Source organism: Streptomyces sp. D2-8 (assembly GCF_023184515.1).
GTDB lineage: Bacteria > Actinomycetota > Actinomycetes > Streptomycetales > Streptomycetaceae > Streptomyces.
Map to the genome: position 1 here is coordinate 183,121 of NZ_JAAHBP010000021.1, position 19,771 is coordinate 202,891.

Annotated in this window: 17 protein-coding genes and 2 pseudogenes; 10 read left to right on the plus strand and 9 right to left on the minus strand. The window is 73.6% G+C overall.

Annotated features, from left to right (window positions below):
- The first annotated feature begins 1 nt into the window (after nt 1).
- The 6 genes from G3I77_RS31250 to G3I77_RS31275 all read left to right on the plus strand — a co-directional run bounded on the left by G3I77_RS31250 (nt 2) and on the right by G3I77_RS31275 (nt 5,149).
- On the plus strand, nt 2-223 hold the full coding sequence (locus G3I77_RS31250; protein ID WP_248508918.1) for a V-type ATP synthase subunit F: 222 nt from the start codon (nt 2-4) through the stop codon (nt 221-223).
- Entirely contained in the window at nt 220-747 is a 528-nt protein-coding gene (locus G3I77_RS31255; RefSeq protein ID WP_248508921.1) for a V-type ATP synthase subunit E family protein, read from the plus strand. Before G3I77_RS31250 ends, G3I77_RS31255 begins: the two co-directional genes overlap by 4 nt.
- Nucleotides 735-2,471, plus strand: coding sequence for a V-type ATP synthase subunit A (locus G3I77_RS31260; protein ID WP_248508923.1), 1,737 nt, complete (start codon nt 735-737; stop codon nt 2,469-2,471). Before G3I77_RS31255 ends, G3I77_RS31260 begins: the two co-directional genes overlap by 13 nt.
- Nucleotides 2,472-2,507: 36 nt before the next feature.
- Nucleotides 2,508-3,965 carry a V-type ATP synthase subunit B gene (locus G3I77_RS31265; protein WP_248508925.1) on the plus strand — a complete coding sequence of 486 codons (1,458 nt, stop codon included), beginning with the start codon at nt 2,508-2,510 and terminating at the stop codon, nt 3,963-3,965.
- The gene (locus G3I77_RS31270; RefSeq protein WP_248508927.1) at nt 3,962-4,603 is read left to right on the plus strand and encodes a V-type ATP synthase subunit D; all 642 of its coding nucleotides are present in this window, start codon (nt 3,962-3,964) and stop codon (nt 4,601-4,603) included. The genes G3I77_RS31265 and G3I77_RS31270 overlap by 4 nt, the downstream gene beginning before the upstream one ends.
- A gap of 126 nt (nt 4,604-4,729) precedes the next feature.
- Nucleotides 4,730-5,149: a CBS domain-containing protein gene (locus G3I77_RS31275; RefSeq protein ID WP_248508928.1), complete on the plus strand. Its 420-nt coding sequence runs from the start codon at nt 4,730-4,732 to the stop codon at nt 5,147-5,149.
- A gap of 36 nt (nt 5,150-5,185) precedes the next feature.
- Here G3I77_RS31275 and G3I77_RS31280 read toward each other — a convergent pair whose 3' ends face one another.
- The 5 genes from G3I77_RS31280 to G3I77_RS31300 are packed head-to-tail and all read right to left on the minus strand — an operon-like array spanning nt 5,186 to nt 13,706.
- Nucleotides 5,186-5,842 carry a TrkA family potassium uptake protein gene (locus G3I77_RS31280; RefSeq protein ID WP_248508929.1) on the minus strand — a complete coding sequence of 219 codons (657 nt, stop codon included), beginning with the start codon at nt 5,840-5,842 and terminating at the stop codon, nt 5,186-5,188.
- On the minus strand, nt 5,839-6,498 hold the full coding sequence (locus G3I77_RS31285) for a TrkA family potassium uptake protein (protein WP_248508930.1): 660 nt from the start codon (nt 6,496-6,498) through the stop codon (nt 5,839-5,841). The genes G3I77_RS31280 and G3I77_RS31285 overlap by 4 nt, the downstream gene beginning before the upstream one ends.
- Nucleotides 6,495-9,311 carry a cation-transporting P-type ATPase gene (locus G3I77_RS31290; protein ID WP_248508931.1) on the minus strand — a complete coding sequence of 939 codons (2,817 nt, stop codon included), beginning with the start codon at nt 9,309-9,311 and terminating at the stop codon, nt 6,495-6,497. Before G3I77_RS31290 ends, G3I77_RS31285 begins: the two co-directional genes overlap by 4 nt.
- Before the next feature lie 25 nt (nt 9,312-9,336).
- Nucleotides 9,337-12,024: a formate dehydrogenase subunit alpha gene (gene fdhF, locus G3I77_RS31295; protein ID WP_248508932.1), complete on the minus strand. Its 2,688-nt coding sequence runs from the start codon at nt 12,022-12,024 to the stop codon at nt 9,337-9,339.
- Nucleotides 12,021-13,706, minus strand: coding sequence for an NAD(P)H-dependent oxidoreductase subunit E (locus G3I77_RS31300; protein ID WP_248508933.1), 1,686 nt, complete (start codon nt 13,704-13,706; stop codon nt 12,021-12,023). The genes fdhF and G3I77_RS31300 overlap by 4 nt, the downstream gene beginning before the upstream one ends.
- 173 nt (nt 13,707-13,879) lie before the next feature.
- Between G3I77_RS31300 and G3I77_RS31305 the strand changes: the two genes are divergently transcribed.
- Nucleotides 13,880-14,020: a hypothetical protein gene (locus tag G3I77_RS31305; RefSeq protein WP_248508935.1), complete on the plus strand. Its 141-nt coding sequence runs from the start codon at nt 13,880-13,882 to the stop codon at nt 14,018-14,020.
- A gap of 9 nt (nt 14,021-14,029) precedes the next feature.
- Here the strand turns inward: G3I77_RS31305 and G3I77_RS31310 are convergent, their stop codons facing one another.
- Together G3I77_RS31310 and G3I77_RS31315 are read right to left on the minus strand one after the other, a co-directional pair.
- Nucleotides 14,030-14,404: a hypothetical protein gene (locus tag G3I77_RS31310; RefSeq protein WP_248508937.1), complete on the minus strand. Its 375-nt coding sequence runs from the start codon at nt 14,402-14,404 to the stop codon at nt 14,030-14,032.
- Nucleotides 14,405-14,496: 92 nt separating this feature from the next.
- Nucleotides 14,497-14,739: pseudogene (locus G3I77_RS31315) on the minus strand (cbb3-type cytochrome c oxidase subunit I); the annotation flags it as partial.
- Nucleotides 14,740-15,269: 530 nt separating this feature from the next.
- On the opposite strand from G3I77_RS31315, the gene G3I77_RS31320 reads away from it, so the two are divergent.
- The 3 genes from G3I77_RS31320 to G3I77_RS31330 all read left to right on the plus strand — a co-directional run bounded on the left by G3I77_RS31320 (nt 15,270) and on the right by G3I77_RS31330 (nt 18,434).
- On the plus strand, nt 15,270-16,364 hold the full coding sequence (locus tag G3I77_RS31320; protein ID WP_248508939.1) for a glutamate--cysteine ligase: 1,095 nt from the start codon (nt 15,270-15,272) through the stop codon (nt 16,362-16,364).
- Between the two features lie 274 nt (nt 16,365-16,638).
- Nucleotides 16,639-17,739, plus strand: coding sequence for a winged helix DNA-binding domain-containing protein (locus G3I77_RS31325; protein ID WP_248508941.1), 1,101 nt, complete (start codon nt 16,639-16,641; stop codon nt 17,737-17,739).
- A 113-nt stretch (nt 17,740-17,852) separates the two neighbouring features.
- Nucleotides 17,853-18,434 (plus strand): hypothetical protein, encoded by a 582-nt coding sequence (locus tag G3I77_RS31330; protein ID WP_248508942.1) that lies wholly within the window; start codon nt 17,853-17,855, stop codon nt 18,432-18,434.
- Nucleotides 18,435-18,630: 196 nt separating this feature from the next.
- Here G3I77_RS31330 and G3I77_RS31335 read toward each other — a convergent pair whose 3' ends face one another.
- Nucleotides 18,631-19,086 carry a hypothetical protein gene (locus G3I77_RS31335; RefSeq protein WP_248508943.1) on the minus strand — a complete coding sequence of 152 codons (456 nt, stop codon included), beginning with the start codon at nt 19,084-19,086 and terminating at the stop codon, nt 18,631-18,633.
- 169 nt (nt 19,087-19,255) lie between these two features.
- Nucleotides 19,256-19,740: pseudogene (locus G3I77_RS31340) on the minus strand (allantoin permease); the annotation flags it as partial.
- Nucleotides 19,741-19,771 lie beyond the last annotated feature (31 nt).

The following is a 19,771-nucleotide window of genomic DNA, read 5'->3' on the forward strand; positions in this document are numbered from 1 at the left end:
CATGGGACGCGTGGTCGCCATCGGAGAACAGGTGAGGGTGGCGGGATTCGCGCTGGCCGGGGTGCACACGCTCCCCGCAGAGGAGCCGGACGCGGTACGGGAGGCGTGGCGGAACCTGCCGGACGACGTGGAGCTGGTGATCCTCACTCCGGCGGCGGCCGACGCGCTGGGCCCGGCGCCGCGGGAGGCCACCACACCGCTGTCCGCGGTGATGCCGCCATGAGGACGCCCGCCCCGGACGAGGCCGAGGCCGCACTCCAGCCCGTGCGTACCGAGTTGCTGCGGGCTGCCCATGCCGAGGCCGCCGAGCTCCTGGCCCGTGCCGAACGCGATGCGGCGGACCTGCTCGACGACGCCCGCACCGAGGCCCGGAGGATTCTTGACGAAGCCCGCCGTGAGGGCGAGACCCAGGGCGGGACCGCCGGCCGTGACCTGCGCGCGCGGGCCCGACGACAGGCGAGGGCTCATGAACTGGCAGCCCGGCGTGAGGCGTACGAGGAGCTGCGCCGCCGCGTCACCGAGCGTGTCCGGGAACTGCGGCACGCGCCGGACTACGCGTCCGTCCTGGAGCGGCTGACCGGGCACGCGCGCCGGCTTCTCGGACCGGACGCGGAGGTCACCGTGCAGCCCGGCGGGGGCGTGGTCGCCCACGCTCCGGGGCGGCGGGTCGACTGCACCCTGGACGCCCTGGCCGCGCGTGCGCTGGTCCGGGCCGACGTGGAGGCCGAGACGCTGTGGGCGCCGTGAGAGCGAAGGTCTCGTCGCGTGTCCTGCGGGTCGCCGGACCGCTGGTCGAGGTCGCGTACACGGAGGGGGTGGCCATGCACGACCTGGTGTTCCTCGGTGACGCCCGCCTGCCCGGCGAGGTGGTGGCGATCAGCGGCGACATCGTCACCGTCCAGGTGTACGAGTACACCGGAGGGCTCGCACCCGGTGACCCCGCCTACCCCGGAGGGAGACCGCTCTCCGCGCTCCTCGGCCCCGGACTGCTGGGGGGAATCTTCGACGGTCTGCTCCGGCCTCTGGCCGGCGCCGGGGACCGGCTCGTCCCCGGCGCGGCCCAGGCGGCCGGGCAGGACCGGAGCTGGTCGTTCGTCCCGCGGGTGAAGGAGGGCGCACGGGCCTCGGCGGGTGAGGAACTCGGCGAGGTGCGGGGGGCCGGACCGGTAAAGGTGCGTGTGCTCGTACCGCCGGGAGCCGGTGGCGTGGTGGAACGCATCGCGGGCGCGGGCGACTATCCGCAGGATGCCGTCGTGGCCGTGGTGGACGGCACCGACGTGCGGATCGGCGCCACCTGGCCCGTACGCCGGCCGCGTCCGGTACGCGAGCGCGGTGGCGAGCCGCAGGTGCTGAGCACCGGACAGCGCGTGATCGACCTGCTCTTCCCCGTGGCCCACGGCGGCACGGTCGCCGTTCCGGGCGGCTTCGGAACCGGCAAGACCGTGCTGCTGCAACAGATCGCCAAGTGGTGCGACGCCGACGTGATCGTCTACGTCGGCTGCGGCGAGCGGGGCAACGAGATGGCCGATGTCATCGCCGAGTTCTCCGCACTCGAGGACCCCCGTACCGGCGGACGGCTCGCCGAGCGGACCGTGACCGTCGCCAACACCTCCAACATGCCGATGATGGCCCGCGAGGCGAGCATCCACACCGGCGCCACGGTCGCCGAGTACTTCCGCGACATGGGACTCGACGTCGTGGTCATCGCCGACTCGACCTCCCGGTGGGCCGAGGCACTGCGCGAGTTCGCCTCCCGGACCGGCGAGCTGCCGGCGGAGGAGGGCTATCCGGCCTCTCTCGCCTCGGCGATCGCCGCGTTCTACGAGCGGGCGGGAGCCGTGACCACGCTCGGCGGCGAGCGCGGCTCGGTCACCGTGATCGGCGCGGTCTCACCGCCGGGCGGCGACATGACCGAGCCGGTCACCGCGCACACCGAGCGGTTCGTACGCTGCCTGTGGTCGCTGGACCGCGACCTCGCCTACGCCCGGCACTATCCGGCCCTGTCCTGGTCGGGGTCGTTCTCCCGCGACGCGGCGACGCTCGGTGTCCGGCAGGCGGCGGCGGGCGACCCGGCCTGGCCGGCGCGGCGCGCACGTGTCGCGGCCCTGCTGGCCGAGGCGGACCGGCTGGCCGACCTCGTCGACCTGATCGGCATCACGGCGCTGCCCGACCAGGAGCGCGTCAGCGTCCTCGCCGGACGGCTCCTGCGCGAGGGGGTGCTCCAGCAGAGTGCCCTGTCGGACCGGGACGCGTACTGCGGCGCGGACAAGACCGCCGCACTGGTCGACGCCGTGCTCGCGGTCGTCGACCGCTGCCGGGAACTGGTCGACTCGGGTGTACCGGCGGCCGTCGTCGAGGACACGGACTTCGAACCGGTGCTCCGTGCCCGCGAGGCGGTCGGCCCGCACGACGCCGGGGGAGTGGCGGCACGGCGGGACGCCATGCTCGCCCGGCTCCGGGAGGTGCGGTGAGGTGAGCGGTGGCTGCCGCGGGGGAGGCGAACGGCTGTGACCCTGTGGGGCGACGTCGAGTACACGGCGATCCGCGAGCTGCGGGGGCCGCTCGCCGTCGTGGAGGGAGTCACGGGCGTCGGCTGGGACGAGTACGTCCGGATCAGCCTGGAGTCCGGCGAGCAGCGCCATGGTCTCGTCCTGGAGGTGGACCGCGGCCTCGCCGTGGTCCAGGTCCTGGAGGACACCACCGGAATGGACCCCAGAGGCATCCGGGTTGCCTTCACGGGAGGGCCGCTGCGCATCCCCGTGGGCCCCGGCTGGCTGGGCAGGGTCTGCAACGGACGCGGCGAACCCCTCGACGGCGGGCCACCGGTGTTCGGGCACAGCAGCGTCGCGGTCGGCGGCAGCCCCATCAACCCCGTCCGCAGGGAGCCACCCTCCGCGCCGGTCATCACCGGTGTCGGCGCGGTCGACGCACTGACCACCCTGGTGCGCGGGCAGAAGCTGCCGGTGTTCTCCACGGCCGGACTGCCCCATCTCGAGCTGGCCGCCCAGATCGCGGCCCAGTCCACCGTCGGCGGCGAGTCGTTCAGCGTGGTCTTCGCCGGCATGGGCCTCACCCATCCGGACGCCTCCTTCGTCCGCGACGCCCTGGAGGAACGCTCGGCCGCCGGCGAACTGGTCCTGCTGCTCAACACCGCCGACGACCCGGTGATCGAACGCATCCTCACCCCGCGCCTGGCGCTGACGATCGCCGAGGACCTCGCCTTCACCGGCGGACGGCACGTGCTCGTGGTGATGAGCGACATGACCAGCTACGCCGAGGCGCTGCGCGAGGTCTCGGCCGCCCGCGGCGAGATCCCGGCCCGCCGTGCCTACCCCGGATACCTCTACAGCGATCTGGCCTCCCTCTACGAGCGCTGCGGCAGACTCCGCGGACGACCCGGATCCGTCACCGTCCTGCCCGTTCTCACCATGCCCGCGGGAGACATCACCCACCCGGTGCCGGACCTGACCGGCTACATCACCGAGGGCCAGATCGTGCTCTCCCGCCAGACGCACGCCCTGGGCGTGTACCCGCCCGTGGACGCCCTCTCTTCGCTGTCCCGCCTGATGCGCAAGGGCGCGGGCCCGGGCCGCACCCGGGACGACCACCTCGACGTCGCGGCGCAGTCGCTCGCCGCACTCGCCCGGGCCCGGCAGGTCCGCGAACTCGCGGACCTGGTCGGCGAGGGTGCGCTGAGCCCGACCGACCGCCGCCATCTCGTGTACCGAGAGGCCTTCCTCCACCGGTTCGTGAACCAGCGAAGCGACGAAGCGCGGTCCTTGGACCAGACACTGGAAGCCGCCTGGAACGCGCTGCTGACCCTGCCCCGGAGCCAGCTCTCCATGCTGCCCGCCGCTCTGCTCGACGCACACGGCGCCGAGGAGGAACCGGAGGCCGAGGAGGAAAGGGCGGGGGAGAGCAGCCATGGCTCCGGGGAGGACGACGAGAGGGGGACGGCCGAGTGACGACGCCGTCCCGTCTCCCGCCCTCACGCGCCGGCCGACTGCACCTGCGGCACCGTCTGGATGTCGCCGTGCGGGGCGCCGACCTCCTCGAACAGAAGCTGCGCATCCTGCTCTCACGTCACGACCAACTGCGCCGGGCCGAAGAGATCAGCGGCAGCCGATGGCACGACCGGGTGAAGGAAGCCGACACCTGGCTGGTCCGAGCTGTCCTCCTCGGCGGGGAACACGCCCTCGACAGGGCGGCGGCCGGAGTCGGCCCCGCGAGGATCACGGTCGACGAGACGGTCACCATGGGCGTCCGCCATCCGACCGAGGTCACCTGCGTCGTGCCGGACCGCGCTCCCAGCTCGGCCGCACCGGCCAACACCGCCCTGGTGCATGCCGAAGCCGCCTACCGCGAGGCCGTACGCGCAGCCGGCGAGTACGCCGCGGCGCGGGCGGCATCCCGGATCGTCGGAGCGGAGGTGCTGAGCACCCGCCGACGGGTCCGCGCGCTGCGACGCCACTGGATCCCCCGTCTCGAGACGGCACTCGCCCGGGTCGAACTCGCGCTGGAGCAGACCGAGCACGAGGACGCCGTCAGACGCCGCTGGGCGGCCCGAACCCTGGGGAAGGGCACGAGCGGGGCCGACGGTTGAAGCCGCTCTCCCCGCATGCGGATCGATGGCGGAGAAACCACACTGGCCGTAAGGGCAGCAGTCGGGGCGGGCCGGCTCCACGGCGCGTCCCGGCGATGCGGACCGCGAAACCCGAAGGAGACGGCCATGACCACAGCACGGGAGATCATGCACGCCGGTGCCGTCTGTGTGCAGGAGGACGAATCACTGGAGGACGCGGCACGCCGGATGAGCGAGCTGGACGTCGGAGCCCTCCCGGTCTGCGGGCCGGACGACCGGCTGCACGGGATCATCACCGACCGGGACATCGTGGTGAAGGGTCTCGCCAAGGGCAAGGACCCGAGGACCATGAACGCGGGCCTGCTCGCGCAGGGCAAGCCGATCACCGTCGACGCCGGGGCCGACACGGACGAGGTGCTGCGGGCCATGGAGGAGCACAGGATCAGGCGGCTTCCGGTCATCGACGATCACCGGCTGGTCGGCATGATCAGCGAGGCGGACCTCGCACGCCGGCTGCCGGAGGAGAAGGTGGGCCATTTCGTCGAGATGGTCTGCGCGTCCCACTGAGGAGGTCGCCCCTGCCTTCGGCCGGGACGTCGGCCCTCACTGGAATGCGGTGTGGATCTCCTGTTCGGTGGCGGCGTGGGAGACGACGAGCAGTTCGTCGCCGGGCCGGAGCCGCATCCCGGGGGCGGGAACCGTGGGCTGGCCGTCGCGGATCACGGTCGCGATGACGGCGCCCTCGGGAAGGGGGATCTCGACGAGCGTGCGGCCCGCGGCGCGGGACCGCGCCGTGATGGTCGTCTCGATGACGTCGACACCCGCCTTGCTCAGGCGCAGCAGAGCGACGGTGTCGGTGGCGCCGGTGGCTTCCTCGATGAGGGAGATCAGGGGGGTGGCGGCGGGTACCGCGGTGTCGACGCCCCAGTGCTGGTCGAAGAGCCAGGCGTTCTCCGCGTCGTTGACGCGGGCCGCCACACGGGGCACGGCGAACTGCCGCTTGGCGAGGAGGCTGATGACGAGGTTGTCCTCGTCCGTGCCGGTGGTGGCGATGACGAGGTCGGCGGCGAGTGCGCCGGCGTGCTCCAGGAAGGCGGGTTCGCAGGCGTCACCGGCCACGAGGCGTACGGGGAGGTGGCCTTCGAGCTCGGCGATGCGGTCCTCGTCGACGTCGACGAGGGTGACGTCGTTGCGGGCGGCGGCCAGGACCTGGGCGATCTGGGTGCCCAGGCGTCCCGCGCCGGCGATGAGAGCCCTCATGTTCCCAGCTCCTTGTCCAGGAAGCCGCGCAGCCTGCCCAGCGAGGTGGCGGACACGGCGAAGGTGACCAGATCGCCGCGCTCGGCCAGGGTGCTGTGCGCGGGCACGAGCGAGCGGCCCGCGCGGGTGATCTCCACGACGCGGATCTCGCCGTCCACGTCGCACTCGATCAGGCGTCGACCGGTGAGGTAGTCGGGCAGCTGCGAGCGGATCAGCAGGGTCTCGCCGTTGCCGAAGGACAGTTCGGGCGTGAGGTGGCGATGCAGCAGCATCTGGTGGATCCGGTGGACCGTCCAGCGGACGCTGGCGATGGTGGGGATGCCGAGTTCCCGGTAGATGTCGGCGCGGTGGGGATCGTAGATGCGGGCGAGGACGATCGGCACGCGGTAGGTCTCCTTGGCCGTCCGCGCGCTGACGATGTTGCTGTTGTCGCCCGAGGTGACGGCGACGAAGGCGTCCGCGTGCTCGATCCCGGCTGCCTCGAGCACCGCGCGGCTGTACCCGTTGCCCTCGTGGAACCGGCCCGGGAAGCCGGCCGGGAGCCTCCTGCGGGCCCGGCCCGACCGGTCGATGAGCCGCACCTCGTGGCCCTCGGCGACGAGCTGGACCGCGAGTGTGGATCCCACCCGGCCGCAGCCCGCGATGATCACTCTCATCGTGCTTCTCCCTTCGGACTCGTCGGCCGGCGGCGCAGCCACCACTTGCGGGCTTCTTCCGCGGCCAGGAGCAGGGCGCCGAAGGCGGCGAGGACCGCCCAGTCCGTGGCGGCCAGGGGAGCGGTGTTGAAGAGCGCCTGGAGCGGGGGCAGGTAGCTGATCGCCGCCATCAGGGCGATGCCGAAGCCACCGGCGGCCAGCAGCCACGAGTTGGACAGCAGGCCGATGCGGAACACGCTCTGCCGGTCCGTGCGTACCGCCAGGGCGACGAAGAACTGGCTGAGCACGACCCCCGCCTGGACCAGGGTGACCGCTTCCCGGTAGACGATGTCGTCCTCGGTGATGTCCGCGTACGGGATTCCGGAGGCGTGGATGTGCCAGAAGAACACGGCGGTCACACCGAGGGCCTGGATGCCGCCCAGGAAGAGGATGCGCCCCATCACGGCGGACGAGAAGAGCCGTTCGCGCCGGGAGCGGGGCGGGCGGTCCATCACGTCGGGCTCCGGCCGCTCGGCGCCGAGCGCGAGGGCGGGCAGGACGTCGGAGCCGAGGTCGATGGCGAGGATCTGCACGGCGCTGAGGGGAACCAGCGGGAACCCGGCGAAGGTCGCGGCCACGATCGGACCGAGCTCGCCGATGTTGCTGCTGAAGACGTAGACCAGGAACTTGCGGATGTTCTGGTAGACCGACCGGCCGAGCCTGACCGCCGCGGCGATGGAGGCGAACGAGTCGTCCAGCAGCACCATCACCGCCGCCTCCCGGGCGACATCGGTGCCGGAGGCGCCCATCGCGACGCCGATGTCGGCGTGCTTGAGGGCGGGTGCGTCGTTGGCGCCGTCGCCGGTGACCGCGACGACTTCGCCCCGTCGCTGGAGCGCGGTGACGACCCGCATCTTGTGTTCCGGGCCGACCCGGCACAGCAGCAGCTCGTCCGGCGCGGCCAAGAGGGTGTCCAGGCCGTCGTCGTCGAGGGCGTCGAGCCGTGCCCCGGTCACCACGGTGGGCTCGGGCCGGGAGACGATACCCACGCGACGGGCGACGGCCTCGGCCGTCAGCTGGTGGTCCCCGGTGACCATGACGATCCGGATACGGGCCCGTCGGCAGGCGGCGACCGCGTCGCTGACCTCGGGCCGCGGCGGGTCGAGCATGCCGACGAGCCCCAGGAGCGTCAGCTCCGACTCCACTTCGTCCTGGGCGGGGCGGGGATCCGGCACGGGCCGCCGTGCCGCCGCCAGCACGCGCAGCCCCTGCGAGGCCAGCCCGTCGTTGGCGGCGATGACAGCGGCACGCAGCTCCTCGGTCAACGGCAGCCGCTCTCCTCTCCAGTCGATGCGCGTGCAGCGGGCGAGCAGCTCCTGCGGCGCGCCCTTGACGTAGGCGTGGTAGCCGTCGGCGGTGTCACCGTGCACGGTGCTCATCAGCTTGCGGACCGAGTCGAAGGGGTACTCCGCCACGCGCGGCGTCGCCGCTTCCTCGGCGGCACGGTCGATTCCGGCCTTCGCCGCGGCCACGAGCAGGGCGCCTTCAGTGGTGTCGCCGAGCACCCGCCATCCCTGGCGGTCCGACGGAGGCACCAGCCGGGCGTTGGAGCACAGCGCCGCGACCCTCAGCAGTTCCCGCACCGGCCGCGGGTCGGCCACGTCGCCCTCAGGCGCGTACCCCACCCCGGACACGGCGTGCCGCGTGCCGCCCGCCCACACCTGCACGACGGTCATCTCCGCCTGGGTGAGTGTCCCCGTCTTGTCCGTGCACACGACGGTGGTGGACCCCAGTGCCTCCACGGCCAGCAGCTGTTTCACCAGGGCGTGCCGACGGGCCATGCGCCGCACCCCGATCGCCAGCGACACCGACAGCGTCGCGGGCAGGCCCTCGGGGACGAGGGCGACCATGACCCCGAGCGCGAACACGAAGGTCTCGACGAACGGCTGCCCGGTGGGCACGCGCACCGCGAACAGGGCGGCGCCGATCGCCAGCGCGGTTCCCGCGACTCGGCGGGCCATCAGGGCCACCTGGCGCTGCAGCGGAGTCTTCTGTCGCGGCGCCGCGGCAGCGAGCCGGAAGATCCCTCCGAACTCGGTCGCCGCGCCGGTGGCGAACACCACCGCCTTCGCGGAACCCGCCACGACATCGGTGCCCATGAACAGGCAGTTGCGGGCCTGGAGGACCGGTCCGGCCGCCACCGGCTCGGCCGTACGGCCGACGGCGTCGCTCTCCCCGGTCAGCGCCGCGTTGTTGACGGAGACCTCGTGGGCCTCCACGAGGCGGCAGTCCGCCGGTACCGCGTCGCCGGCCTCCAGGACGACCACGTCCCCGGGCACCAGGTCGCGTGCGGGCACCTCCCGCCGCTCCCCGTCGCGGAGCACCCGGCAGGTGTGCGGCACCATGGCCTGCAGCGACTCGGCCGTTCGCTCGGCGGAGTACTCCTGCGCGAAGCCGATGGCCGCGTTCAGCACCACCACGCCGAGGATCGCCACGGCCAGTTGCAGAGTGCCCACGTCCCGGGGCTCCTGAAGCCCGTAGGCCAGGAACGTGATCGCCGACGCGACGAGCAGCACGACGGCGAAGAGGTCGGTGAACTGACCGGCCAGCTCTCGCCACAGTCCCCGTCGCCCGGCGGGCGGGAGTTCGTTGGGGCCGTACCGGTCGCGCCGTGCCGCCGCGTCCGCCGCCGCGAGTCCCCGCGGCGAGGTGTCCACCGCGGCGAAGGCCTCCGTGGTCGTGACCGTCTGCACCGCGGGGCCGCCCGTCCCGCTCAGGGCCGCCGACCCGTGCCCCCCGTCTCCGGGTGTCAGCAGGGGAGTTCGGATACCCATGGCCGAGTGCCTCGGACCGCCGCCGTCACGGCGTGGCCACGCGGACCGCGGTGACCTTGTACTCGGGGCAGGACGTGACGGTGTCCGCGTGGTCGGAGGTGAGCCGGTTCACGCCGCTCGCGGGAAAGTGGAAGGAGCAGAAGACCTGGCCGGGAGCTGTCTGTTCACTGACGCGGGCGATCAGCCGGGCCCGGCCGTGCCGGCTCTCCACCGAGACCTCCTCGCCGCCCCGCAGCCCGTACCGGGCGGCGTCGTCGGGGTGGAGATCGAGGAAGTCGACCGGGTCGAGAGCGAGATTGCCGCCGCGCCGGGTCATGCTGCCGGAGTTGTAGTGCGCCCAGCGCCGCCCGGTGACCAGGACCAGCGGGTAGCCGTCGCCCGGCTGCTCGCCGGGAGGGAGGTAGGGGGCGGCGGCGAGGTGGGCGCGGCCGTCCGGCGTGGCGAACCGCTCCAGGTACAGCTTGGCCTCTCCCGGCTGGTCGGGGGCGCGGCAGGGCCAGGGGACGGCGCCCTCGCGGTCCAGCCGGTCGTGGGAGAGCCCGGCGAAGACGGGCGCGAGTCGGGCGCACTCGGCGAGGGCGCCGGCGGGTGTCGCGCAGCCCAGGTCGACTCCCATCATGGTGGCGAGGGCCCGGACGATGTCGAAGTCGGTCCGGCTCTCTCCCGGCGGGGGAACGGCGGGGCGGACCCGCTGGAACCGGCGGTCGAAGTTGACGAAGGTCCCGTCCTTCTCCAGCCAGGAGGCGACCGGCAGGACGACGTCGGCGTGCCGGGCGGTCTCGGACAGGAACAGTTCGTTGCACACGACGAGCGGGCAGGCGTCCAGGGCCTGGGCCACCCGGTTGGCGTCGGGGTCGGTGGCGCGGACGTCCTCGCCGATGACCCACAGGGCCCGCAGGTCTCCCGCCCGTGCGGCGGCGAACATGTCCGGGATCCGCAGACCGGGCCGTGCCGGGGGCGGTGCGCCCCAGACGTCCTCCACCCGTGAACGGACAGCCGGGTCGGTCACCTTGCCGTACCCGGGCAGCAGGTCCGGCAGGGCGCCCATGTCGGAGGCGCCCTGCACGTTGTTCTGGCCGCGCAGCGGGTTGACCCCGAGGCCCCGGTCGGTTCCCACGGCGCCGCGCAGGATCGCCAGGTTGGCGAGCGACCGCACCCCGTCGGTGCCGTGGAGGTGCTCGGTGACGCCCAGGCCGTAGACGATGGCCGGCCGCTCGGCCCCGCCGTAGAGGCGGGCGGCGGCGACCAGGTCCGAGGCGGGTACGCCGGTGATGTCCGCGACCCGTTCGGGCGGGTAGCCGGCCAGCAGCCCGGTGAGCTCCGGCAGCCCGGTCGCCCGCTCGCGCAGGAACTCCGCGTCGATCAGATCCTCGGCGAGCAGGACGTGGGCCAGTCCGTGGAACAGCGCGACGTTGGTGCCCGGGCGGGGCCGGAGGTGGACGTCGGCGTGCAGGGCGAGCCCGACCGCGCGGGGGTCGGCCACGACCAGCTTCGCTCCGTGCAGCACGCGCCTCAGCAGCCGTGCTCCGACCACCGGGTGGGCCTCGACGGGGTTGGCGCCGACCACCAGCAGACAGTCGGCCTGCTCGACGTCGTCGAAGGTGTCGGTGCCGCCGGAGAGCCCGAAGGACGCCGTCAGGCCGGCGGCGGAGGGGGAGTGGCAGAGGCGGGAGCAGTTGTCGACGTTGTTGGTGCCGATCACGACCCGCATGAACTTCTGGACGAGGTAGTTGTCCTCGTTGGTGGCGCGGGCCGAGGAGATCGCCGCCACGGCGTCCGGGCCGCCGGCGTCGACGGCCGCACGCAGGCCCCGGGCGACATGGCCGAGCGCCTCGTCCCAGCCGGCCGGTTCCAGCGTGCCGCCGCGCCGGAGCAGGGGCCGGGTGAGCCGCTCGGGGGACGTGCGGAATCCGTGGGCGAAGCGGCCCTTCACACACGCGTGCCCCTGGTTGACCGGGCCGTCCCGGGCGGGTAGCACGGTCGCGACGTCACCGTCCTGGGCGACCACGTCCAGGGTGCAACCCACGCCGCAGTAGCCGCAGGTGGTGCGCGTCCGAGCCGCCCCGGGCGGGAACGCGGACGTGATCCCGCGCGCCGGCCCGGGCTGGGTGATCGCGCCCGTGGGGCAGGTGTCGACGCAGCCCCCGCAGGCCACGCAGTCCGACTCGGCCCAGGGCCCGCCGGTGCCCGGGGCCACCACCGTGTCCGCGCCTCTGCCGACCAGAGTGAGGGCGAAGGTCCCCTGCACCTCGGAGCACATCCGCACACACCGGCCGCAGGCGATGCACAGGTCCCGGTCGAGATGGACGTACGGGTGGGAGTCGTCCCCGCCCCGGCCCCCGGAACCCCGCGCCGTCTCAGGACCGATGCCCATCGACCGGCAGGCATGGGCCAGTTCACTGAGACTGCCCTCGGCGAGCGCCCGGGGCGGCAGAGCGGAGACGATGACCCCCACCGCGTCCCTGCGCAGCTGCACAAGATCCTCAGTCGCGGTGTCGATACGGGTGCCGGGGGACGAGGGGGTGACACAGGCCGCCGCGACACGCCCGTCGGCCCGTACCAGGCAGGTACGGCAGGAACCGGCAGGGCTGAGCCGGTCGTCGGAGCAGAGCGCGGGCAGCTCGACCCCGGCCGCCCGCACCGCCGTGAGCAGCGAAGTCCCCTCGGGCACCTCGACGCCGGTCCCGTCGACCTCGACCGCGATGGTGGTCATGGGCCCCACCCCGCCAGTCGGTCCCCGTAGGCGCGGGCGAGACTCCGCACGGCGAGCGGGATCCGCCGTCCGAAGGCACACAGGCTGGCCTCGGCCAGGACACGCGACAGCCGCTCCCACTCCCGGCCCGGCGGAGTCCCGGCGCAGGCCGTCTCCAGGCCGCGGCGCGAGCCGACCCGGCAGGGCGAACACGCCCCGCAGCTCTCGGCCGCGGCGAACTCCCAGACGTGCCGCAACACGTCCTGCGGCGCCACGCGCTGGTCGAAGGCCACCAGACCGGCATGGCCCAGGGCGGCGCCCCGAGCCGACAGGCCGGCCTCCGACAGGGGTACGTCCAGGGCGTCGGCGGCAAGGAAGCCACCCAGGGGCCCGCCGACCTGGAGAGCGGCGAGCTCGGCACCGTCCTTCAGGCCACCGCCCAGTTCCGTCACGATCCGCCGCACGGGCGTGCCGATCTCGACCTCGTGGCAACCCGGCCGGGCGAACCGTTCGGAGAGACACACCAGCTTGGTCCCCGTCTCGGCGGGCGTGCCGCGCCGGGCGTACGCCTCGCCGCCCCGCCGGACGATCCATGGCACGGCCGCCAGGGTCTCCACGTTGTTGACCACGGTCGGCGCGTCCCACAGGCCCCGCTCGGTCGGGTACGGCGGGCGCGGCCCGGCACATCCCCGGCCGCCCTCCAGCCCCGCGATCAGCGCGGTCTCCTCGCCTGCGACGTAGGACCCGGCGCCTTCGACGAGCCGGATGTCGAGCGCGGTGGCCGTACCGTGCACGGACGGGCCGAGATGGCCGTCGGCATAGGCCTGCCCCACGGCTTCCCGCATCCGTGCCAGAGCGGCCGGGTACTCGGAGCGCACCAGCACCACGCCCTGGGGGGCCCCGCAGGCGAAACAGGCCAGGGCCAGTCCCTCCAGCACCCGTGCCGGATCGGCCTCCATCAGCAGTCTGTCGGCGTACGAGCCGGGATCCCCTTCGTCGCCATTGGCCACGACCACCGTGCCGGCGCCGCGGCCGGCCGCCTCCCACTTCGCCGCCACCCGGAACCCCGCGCCGCCACGCCCTCGCAGCCCGGACGCCGCGACCTCGCTGAGGACCTGCGCGGGAGTGCCCGTCGTCACCGACCCCGGCCACACCTGCCAAGGGGGCTCACCGCGGAGCACACCACCCAGCAGAACGGGGTCACCGGTGTCGTCGGCCGCCGGTATCCCCGGTGCTGACGGTGGCTCCCGCCCGGTGAGCTGCATGGCGAGCGTCGGACCGGTGCAGGGCGTGTCGCCGTCGAGCGCGGCGGGTCCCGCGTAGCAGTAGCCCAGACAGCGGACCTCCTGCACCGACACGTCACCGTCCGGCGAGGCCGTGCCGGGGCTGGTGCCCAGCGCGTCCTCGACGTCTGCGAGGTGCCGTCCGGCTCGCGCCGCGAAGCAGGCAGTGGCGGCGCACACCCGGACATGGCGGGGGCTGTGGGGGGTGGCGAGATCCGCGTAGTAGCTGGCCGGTCCCAGCGCGGCGGCGGCAGGCAATCCGACTCGGGCGGCGACGTCCGGAGCCCAGCTCCCGGGACCGTCCGCCCTGCCCGCTCCGGCCTCGGCCAGCGACTCGATCAACCGGTCTCCAGGCCGCCCGCGCCGGCCGGCGAGGGCACGGAAGGCGTCGAAACGGTCGGCGGGACCGACGGCAACCATGTCTTCATCGTGGCGGCAGCGGGACGAGGCCGCATCCCGGCGCCGATCACCGTACGACCTCGGGTCGATTCCACGGTCCCCGCCTGCCGGCGGAGCGCCCGCTCGTGGGCCGGACCATGCGGCATCGAGTCCTTCGAAGTCCGAGGGCAGAACTCGAAGGGGAGCAGCGGTCCTTGACCGGTGCCGGCGAAGCCGCCGCGCGTCCGAGCGCCCGCGCCGCCGCCACGCGGCCGGTGCCCTGGCGGCCCGGAACGGCCCTGGGCCGCCGTACCGACGCCGGGCCGCTGCCCCGCGAGGACGGCCACGGCCGATGATCCGGACCCTCAGCGGGTGAGTACACCGGCCAGTGCGCTCACCCCGGCGGCACAGGCCAGGACGGCGCAGGCACCGGCCGCGTGGCGGCGGAGCAGGGCGCGCCGGAGGCCCGCGTAGCGGCTCTCGTACTCCTGCCGCAGCTCCTCGGCTCGTCGCACGGTGCCGAGCATCAGCTGCCGGGTGACATCGAGACGCCGGCGGACGTAGTGGCCGGTGAGCTCCTCGGCTTGGGCGGTCGTCAGCCACGCCATCCGTGCGCAGAGATCCTCCGCCTCGCGCTGGGCCTGGTCGCGCTGGGCATGGGCGAGGAGATAGCCCTCGGTCTCGTCGGCCAGGACGCTGCGCTGCTCGCCGGCGGGCGTCTCGTGCCTGCCGCGTCTCACGGCCGCTCGCTCACGTGCCCGTCGGCGTCGAGCACATCGGGCTGCCCGGTGTTCGCCGCCTGGTCCAGGCTCGCCGGCAGGGTCGACAGGCCGAGCATCGTGCCCGTCATCTGCGGCCACCAGAAGCCGAATCCGCCGAACATCGCGAAGACGACGGTGCCGAACACGGCGTAGTGGAAGTGGGCGACCACGAAGTAGCTGTCGGTGACGTGCCCGTCGAGCGGCGGGGAGCCCAGGATCGCACCGGTCAGGCCGCCGAAGAGGAAGGTGACCAGGAAGCCCAGCGCCCAGAGCATGGGTGGTTCGAACGAGAGCGAACCCCGCCACATCGCCCCGGCCGGGCCGGCTCCGCCCGGATGGGCATCGCCAGCGCCCCGGCGGCCAGGAAGAATCCGAACGACGTGATCAGGTACAGGTGCCCGATCTTCTTGTGATCGGTGGTCGTCAGCCAGGAGACGACCGCCTTCCCCCGGCCGCGGCGCTCGACCGCGGGTGCCGGGGCCACCGGTTCAGTGTGTGTCGCCATCAGTCCCTCGATCGGCAGCAACGGTGCACGGACGGTCATCCGACCCGTCCAGGAACCTATTCCGTCCGGTTCGTCACCCGTGTCTGCCGCCGAGTGTCCCTGAGCCGAATGGCGGAATGATCCATTCGACCGAGCGGCGGGCTCCGGCCGCTGGGGAACACCGCGCCGTTGCCTTTCCCGGCGCAAGCGGTTTCTGCCTCTGCGTCATGTTTTGTTACGCCGTGAGCGCGGCACTCGGTAACCCGCGAGCGTGCCCCGAGAGGTGACCATCGCTGCGTGAATGGCGCCTGACGCGCGCCGGAATCCGGCCCGGCCGCCGGGCGGAACAGAGGGTGGTCGATGACGACGATCGGCGTGGAAGAGGAGTACCTGCTGCTCGACCCGGTCACGGGCCTGCCGGTACCTCAGGCGGACAAAGTGCGCGCCGCGGCGGGCGTGGGGCATCTGGTGACCGACCAGGAGGTGCAGTACGAGCTGCTCCAGGCGCAGGTCGAGGTGGCCACCCCGGTCTGCGAAACCCTGGAGGAGGTAGGAGGCCATCTGCTGCGCCTGCGGCACGCCGTCGGCGTCGCCGCCGAGGAGTACGGCTGCCGGATCGGGGTGTGCGGGACACCGCCACTGCGGCACGGCCGCCCCATCGCCGTCACCGACCAGGCCCGCTACCGGGCCATGGTCACCCAGGCGCCGCAGCTGGTGGCGGAGCAGCTGGTCAACGGCACGCACGTGCACGTCGCCGTGCCCGACCGGGACGCGGGCGTGCAGGTTCTGAACCGGATCCGCTCCCGACTGCCGACGCTGACCGCCATGGCGGCGAACTCCCCGCTCTGGGACGGCCACGACACGGGCTTCGCGAGCTGGCGCACGGTGATCTTCAGCAGGTGGCCGGTCAGCGGCATGCCCCCGCACTTCCAGGACGCCGCGGACTACGACCGTCGCGTGGACCGGCTGCTGGATTCCGGCCTGATCTCCGACACCGGGCAGCTCTACTGGCAGGCCCGCCTGTCGGCCACCTACCCGACCATCGAGGTGCGGTGCCTGGACGTCCAACTGCGCGCGGACGAGGCGGTCATGCTCGCCGCGATCATCCGGGCCCTGGTGGAGACCGCCCTGGCGGAAGCGGCCGCCGACGCGCCCCTGCCCGACTACGCTCCGGAACTGCTCCAGGCCGCCATGTGGCACGCCGCCCGGCACGGGCTCGGCGACACCCTGGTCGACCCCGGCGGCACACCGCACCGCGCCGGCGACGTGCTCTACGAGTTCCTGCGGCACGTCGCTCCCGCCCTCGACGCGTCGGGCGACTCCCGACAGGTCACGTCCCTGATCCACCGGCTGCTGCAGGACGGCACGGGCGCGGACCGGCAGCGCGCCGCCCTCGCCCACGGCGGTCTCCGCGCGGTCACCGAACTCGTCAGTGCCCAGAGCACGATGCCGTGACGCCGTGACGCCGTGACGAACGGACGTCGCCTTGCCTCGCCAGCAGTCGCGCCGCCGTGTCGTCCGTCTCCCAGAGCCGGCGGGCGAGGTCCTGCTGTGTCAGCCGTGCGGGATCGTCCCCGCGCCCCGCCTCGTGACACGGAGCACTCCGGCTGAGCCGCGCCGACGCCGGATGCGGTCACGATCTGACCGCATCCCGTGCGACCGTGAGCGCGCAAGCCGCCCGGACGTCTGGACCACGGGTCGGCACACGACTCGAAGGCCAGGTGCTGCGATGACCGTTCTCGACGTCCGGGCGCTCAATCGCGCCACCCTCGCCCGGCAGTTGCTCCTCGACCGCGCCGACCTGCCGGTCCTCGACACCGTCGCGCACCTGTGCGGTCTCCAGGCGCAGGAACCGCAGGAGCCGTTCGCCGGGCTCTGGTCGCGGCTGCGGGCGTTCGACCCGGCGGAGCTGTCGGACCTGCTGACCGGGCGGCGTGTCGTGCGCACCCACCTCATGCGCCGCACCGTCCATCTCGTCACCGCCGACGACGTCGTGGCCTGGCGCGCCCGCCACGACGGCATGCTGCGCCAGCGGGTCCTCGGGGTCTACCGGCGCGAACTCGACGGGGTCGATCCCGGCGAACTCGCCGCGGCGGGGCGGAAGGTCATGGCCGACGGTGAACCCCGCTCCATGTCCGACGTCGCGCGAGCCGTCGCCGACCGCTGGCCAGCGGCCGGTCCACGGCCCCTGGGAGAAATGCTGGTCGCCGCCCTCCTCCCGACGGTGCAACTGCCGCCGCGCGGTCTGTGGCGCACGAAGGCGGGAGTGCGCTACGCGCTGATCTCCTCCTGGCTGGGACGCGAGATCGACCCACCCGCCCCCGACGGCCCAGACCCCGTCGGCCGGGCGCTGGTACGGCGCTACCTGGCCGCCTTCGGCCCCGCCGCCTCAGCCGACCTGCGCGCCTGGTGCGGGCTCGCCGGACTGCCCGCCGCGGTCTCCGCCCTGCGCGAGGAACTGGTCGCCTTCCGCGACGCACGCGGCCGCGAGCTGCTCGACCTCCCCGACGCGCCCCGCCCCGACCCCGACACCCCGGCACCCGTGCGGTTCCTGCCGGCGTTCGACAACGCGATCCTCGGCTACCACGACCGCAGCCGGATCATCGACGACGCGCACCGCCATCTGTCCGTCGCCGGCGAACGCGTCGTCCTGGTCGACGGCAGGGTCGCCGCGACCTGGACCGTCGAGGCGGACACCGTGCTCGTCACCCCGCTGCGCCGCTTCTCCCGGGCCGACCGCACCACGGTCGCCGAGGAGGGGCGGGCGATGGCCTCCTTCCTCTCCGGCGACGAGAGCGACCGGGTACGGATCGCGGCGTCCCCCGGCTGAACCACGCCCTCGCGCCCTCGGGGCAAGCCGCCCGGCACTGATCGGCGAGCGTTCGCCGCTGTCAGGCGCACACTGGAAGGGTGCTGCCGGTGCTCACGAGGGGGTGTCGGCCGATGGAAGCGTCAGAGTGCACGACCGTGCGGTGGTGGCGGTGGCGACGCAACGCGCTCAAGCGGCGCGTCGACGTCGTCGAAGCCTGGGTCGTGCTCGCCGGCTGGGTGCTCGCCCTGCTGGTCGGGCTGGTCGCGGGGCTGATGGCGGCGGGCACGGTCGAGCGGGCCGTCGATCGGCAGCGGGCCGAGAGCCGCCAGGTTCCGGCGGTGCTCGTCAAGGACGCGCCCGGCCCGTCACCGGCCCGCGAGGCCAGTGACCAACGGGTGTGGGGCAAGGTGCGGTGGACCGCGGCCGACGGCTCGGCCCACCGGGAGGAAGCCCGGGTACCGCCCAGGGCGCCGGCCGGGAGCACCGTCTCCGTGTGGGTGAACCGGAGCGGTGACATCACGACCCCACCGGTGTCCGGCGGCGAGGCCTGGCTGCACATCGCCGTGGGCGGCGCGCTCGCAGGGGCGTTCGCGGGCTGTGCGGTACTGGGAGTCACATGGGTGACCCACCTGGCCCTGGACCGGCGGCGGATGGCCCAGTGGGACGCGGAGTGGGAGCGGATCGACACACGGAGGGGCTGGAAGACGGGCTGACGTGGCGGTACCGCGGCTGTTCCGCCGCCGTACTCACCGGCTGCCCCGGCGGCACGGTCAGGTGTGGCCGACCGTGTCCTGGCCGTCGACCGGGCCGCTGACCGCCCGCTGGACCTGAGCAGCCGCTGACCGGACCCCTGCGCCGGGGGACGGCCGAAGCGGGCCCGGGGCCGGACCCGTACCCGTCCTGCGTGGGCTATCGGGACGGCTGCGGGACGGCGGATGCGGACGGGAGGGGCGTGGCTGTGGGCAGCCGCGCGGTCGCGCCCTCGACCTGCCGCACCGTGTTCTCGCCGGGCCGGTGGCCCGCTCCCGCGCCGGTGGACAGCTGGGACCAGGCACCCAGAGCCAGGGCGACGGCGGCCGCGGTGGCGACGACCCGTCCCGCGCGCCGGACCTTGGCCCGGCCGTCCAGGTCCCGCCACGCCACGCGGACCCACAGGTCCTCCGGCTGCCACAGGTCACCGACGGCGTGCGGGGGTTGGAGCTGCCGCCCCGCCGCCCGCTCCTCGGCGGAGGGCTCCCTGGGAGCGGAGACGCGTATGGCGGACTCGCTGTCCGTGAGGAACCTCAGCCACACCTCGTCGGGGGCCGGGGGAACGCCGGGCGGCTCGTGGGGAGTCCCCCGCCCGTCCGGCTCATCGGTGGTCACGTCCCGTCGTCCCCTCTTTGACCGTCGGCCTGATCACTGCGCAGTGCAAGATCAGTATGCCGCCCGGGCCCCGGAGCCGCCGCCCCGTCCGGGCCCGCACCGCGCGTCCGAGACCGAGTTGGAACGTGCCGTACGGCGGGAGCGCCCGACCGCGCTCCCGCCGTACGGGTCAGACCCCGGCCGGCAGGACGTGGTCGCCGACCTTGTCGGTGCTCAGGCACAGCGAGCAGACGACCGCGTCGTGCGTGCGGCAGGCCGCCACGTCCGGGCGCTCGAACTGCTGCCGGCACACATGGCACTCGTAGGTGACGGCACTGGGGTTGCCGTCCTTGTCGAACAGCGGCTCGGTGATGCCGTCGTCGGTGCGGCGCAGGTAGTACTTGCCCTGGGTGACCACGGCCATGAGCGGCGTGAGGACGAAGGCGATGACGGCCGCGGCGACGGGGGAGTACGGCTGGAGTGCGTCACCGAGGGCGTGGAAGTACAGGGCGATGGACAGCCCCGAGGCGGCGACGAAGGGACGACCCCGACCGGGTTGACGGCGTAGAGCATGCCGCGGCGGAACTCGGGGGCGTGCGGGGACAGCTTCAGCACGTACTTGTTGATGCCGATGTCGGTGGCCACGGTCACCACCCAGGCGATCGCGCAGTTCGACTTCCTGGGTGAAGGGAGTGTTTCGGAGCCG

Excerpts from the sequence above, each read along its gene's own strand:
- G3I77_RS31250 (WP_248508918.1), top strand. The coding sequence starts at position 2 with ATGGGACGCGTGGTCGCCATCGGAGAACAGGTGAGGGTGGCGGGATTC.
- G3I77_RS31255 (WP_248508921.1), top strand. The coding sequence starts at position 220 with ATGAGGACGCCCGCCCCGGACGAGGCCGAGGCCGCACTCCAGCCCGTG.
- G3I77_RS31275 (WP_248508928.1), top strand. The coding sequence starts at position 4,730 with ATGACCACAGCACGGGAGATCATGCACGCCGGTGCCGTCTGTGTGCAG.
- G3I77_RS31280 (WP_248508929.1), bottom strand. The coding sequence starts at position 5,842 with ATGAGGGCTCTCATCGCCGGCGCGGGACGCCTGGGCACCCAGATCGCC.
- G3I77_RS31285 (WP_248508930.1), bottom strand. The coding sequence starts at position 6,498 with ATGAGAGTGATCATCGCGGGCTGCGGCCGGGTGGGATCCACACTCGCG.
- G3I77_RS31290 (WP_248508931.1), bottom strand. The coding sequence starts at position 9,311 with ATGGGTATCCGAACTCCCCTGCTGACACCCGGAGACGGGGGGCACGGG.
- fdhF (WP_248508932.1), bottom strand. The coding sequence starts at position 12,024 with ATGACCACCATCGCGGTCGAGGTCGACGGGACCGGCGTCGAGGTGCCC.
- G3I77_RS31300 (WP_248508933.1), bottom strand. The coding sequence starts at position 13,706 with ATGGTTGCCGTCGGTCCCGCCGACCGTTTCGACGCCTTCCGTGCCCTC.
- G3I77_RS31320 (WP_248508939.1), top strand. The coding sequence starts at position 15,270 with ATGACGACGATCGGCGTGGAAGAGGAGTACCTGCTGCTCGACCCGGTC.
- G3I77_RS31325 (WP_248508941.1), top strand. The coding sequence starts at position 16,639 with ATGACCGTTCTCGACGTCCGGGCGCTCAATCGCGCCACCCTCGCCCGG.
- G3I77_RS31330 (WP_248508942.1), top strand. The coding sequence starts at position 17,853 with ATGGAAGCGTCAGAGTGCACGACCGTGCGGTGGTGGCGGTGGCGACGC.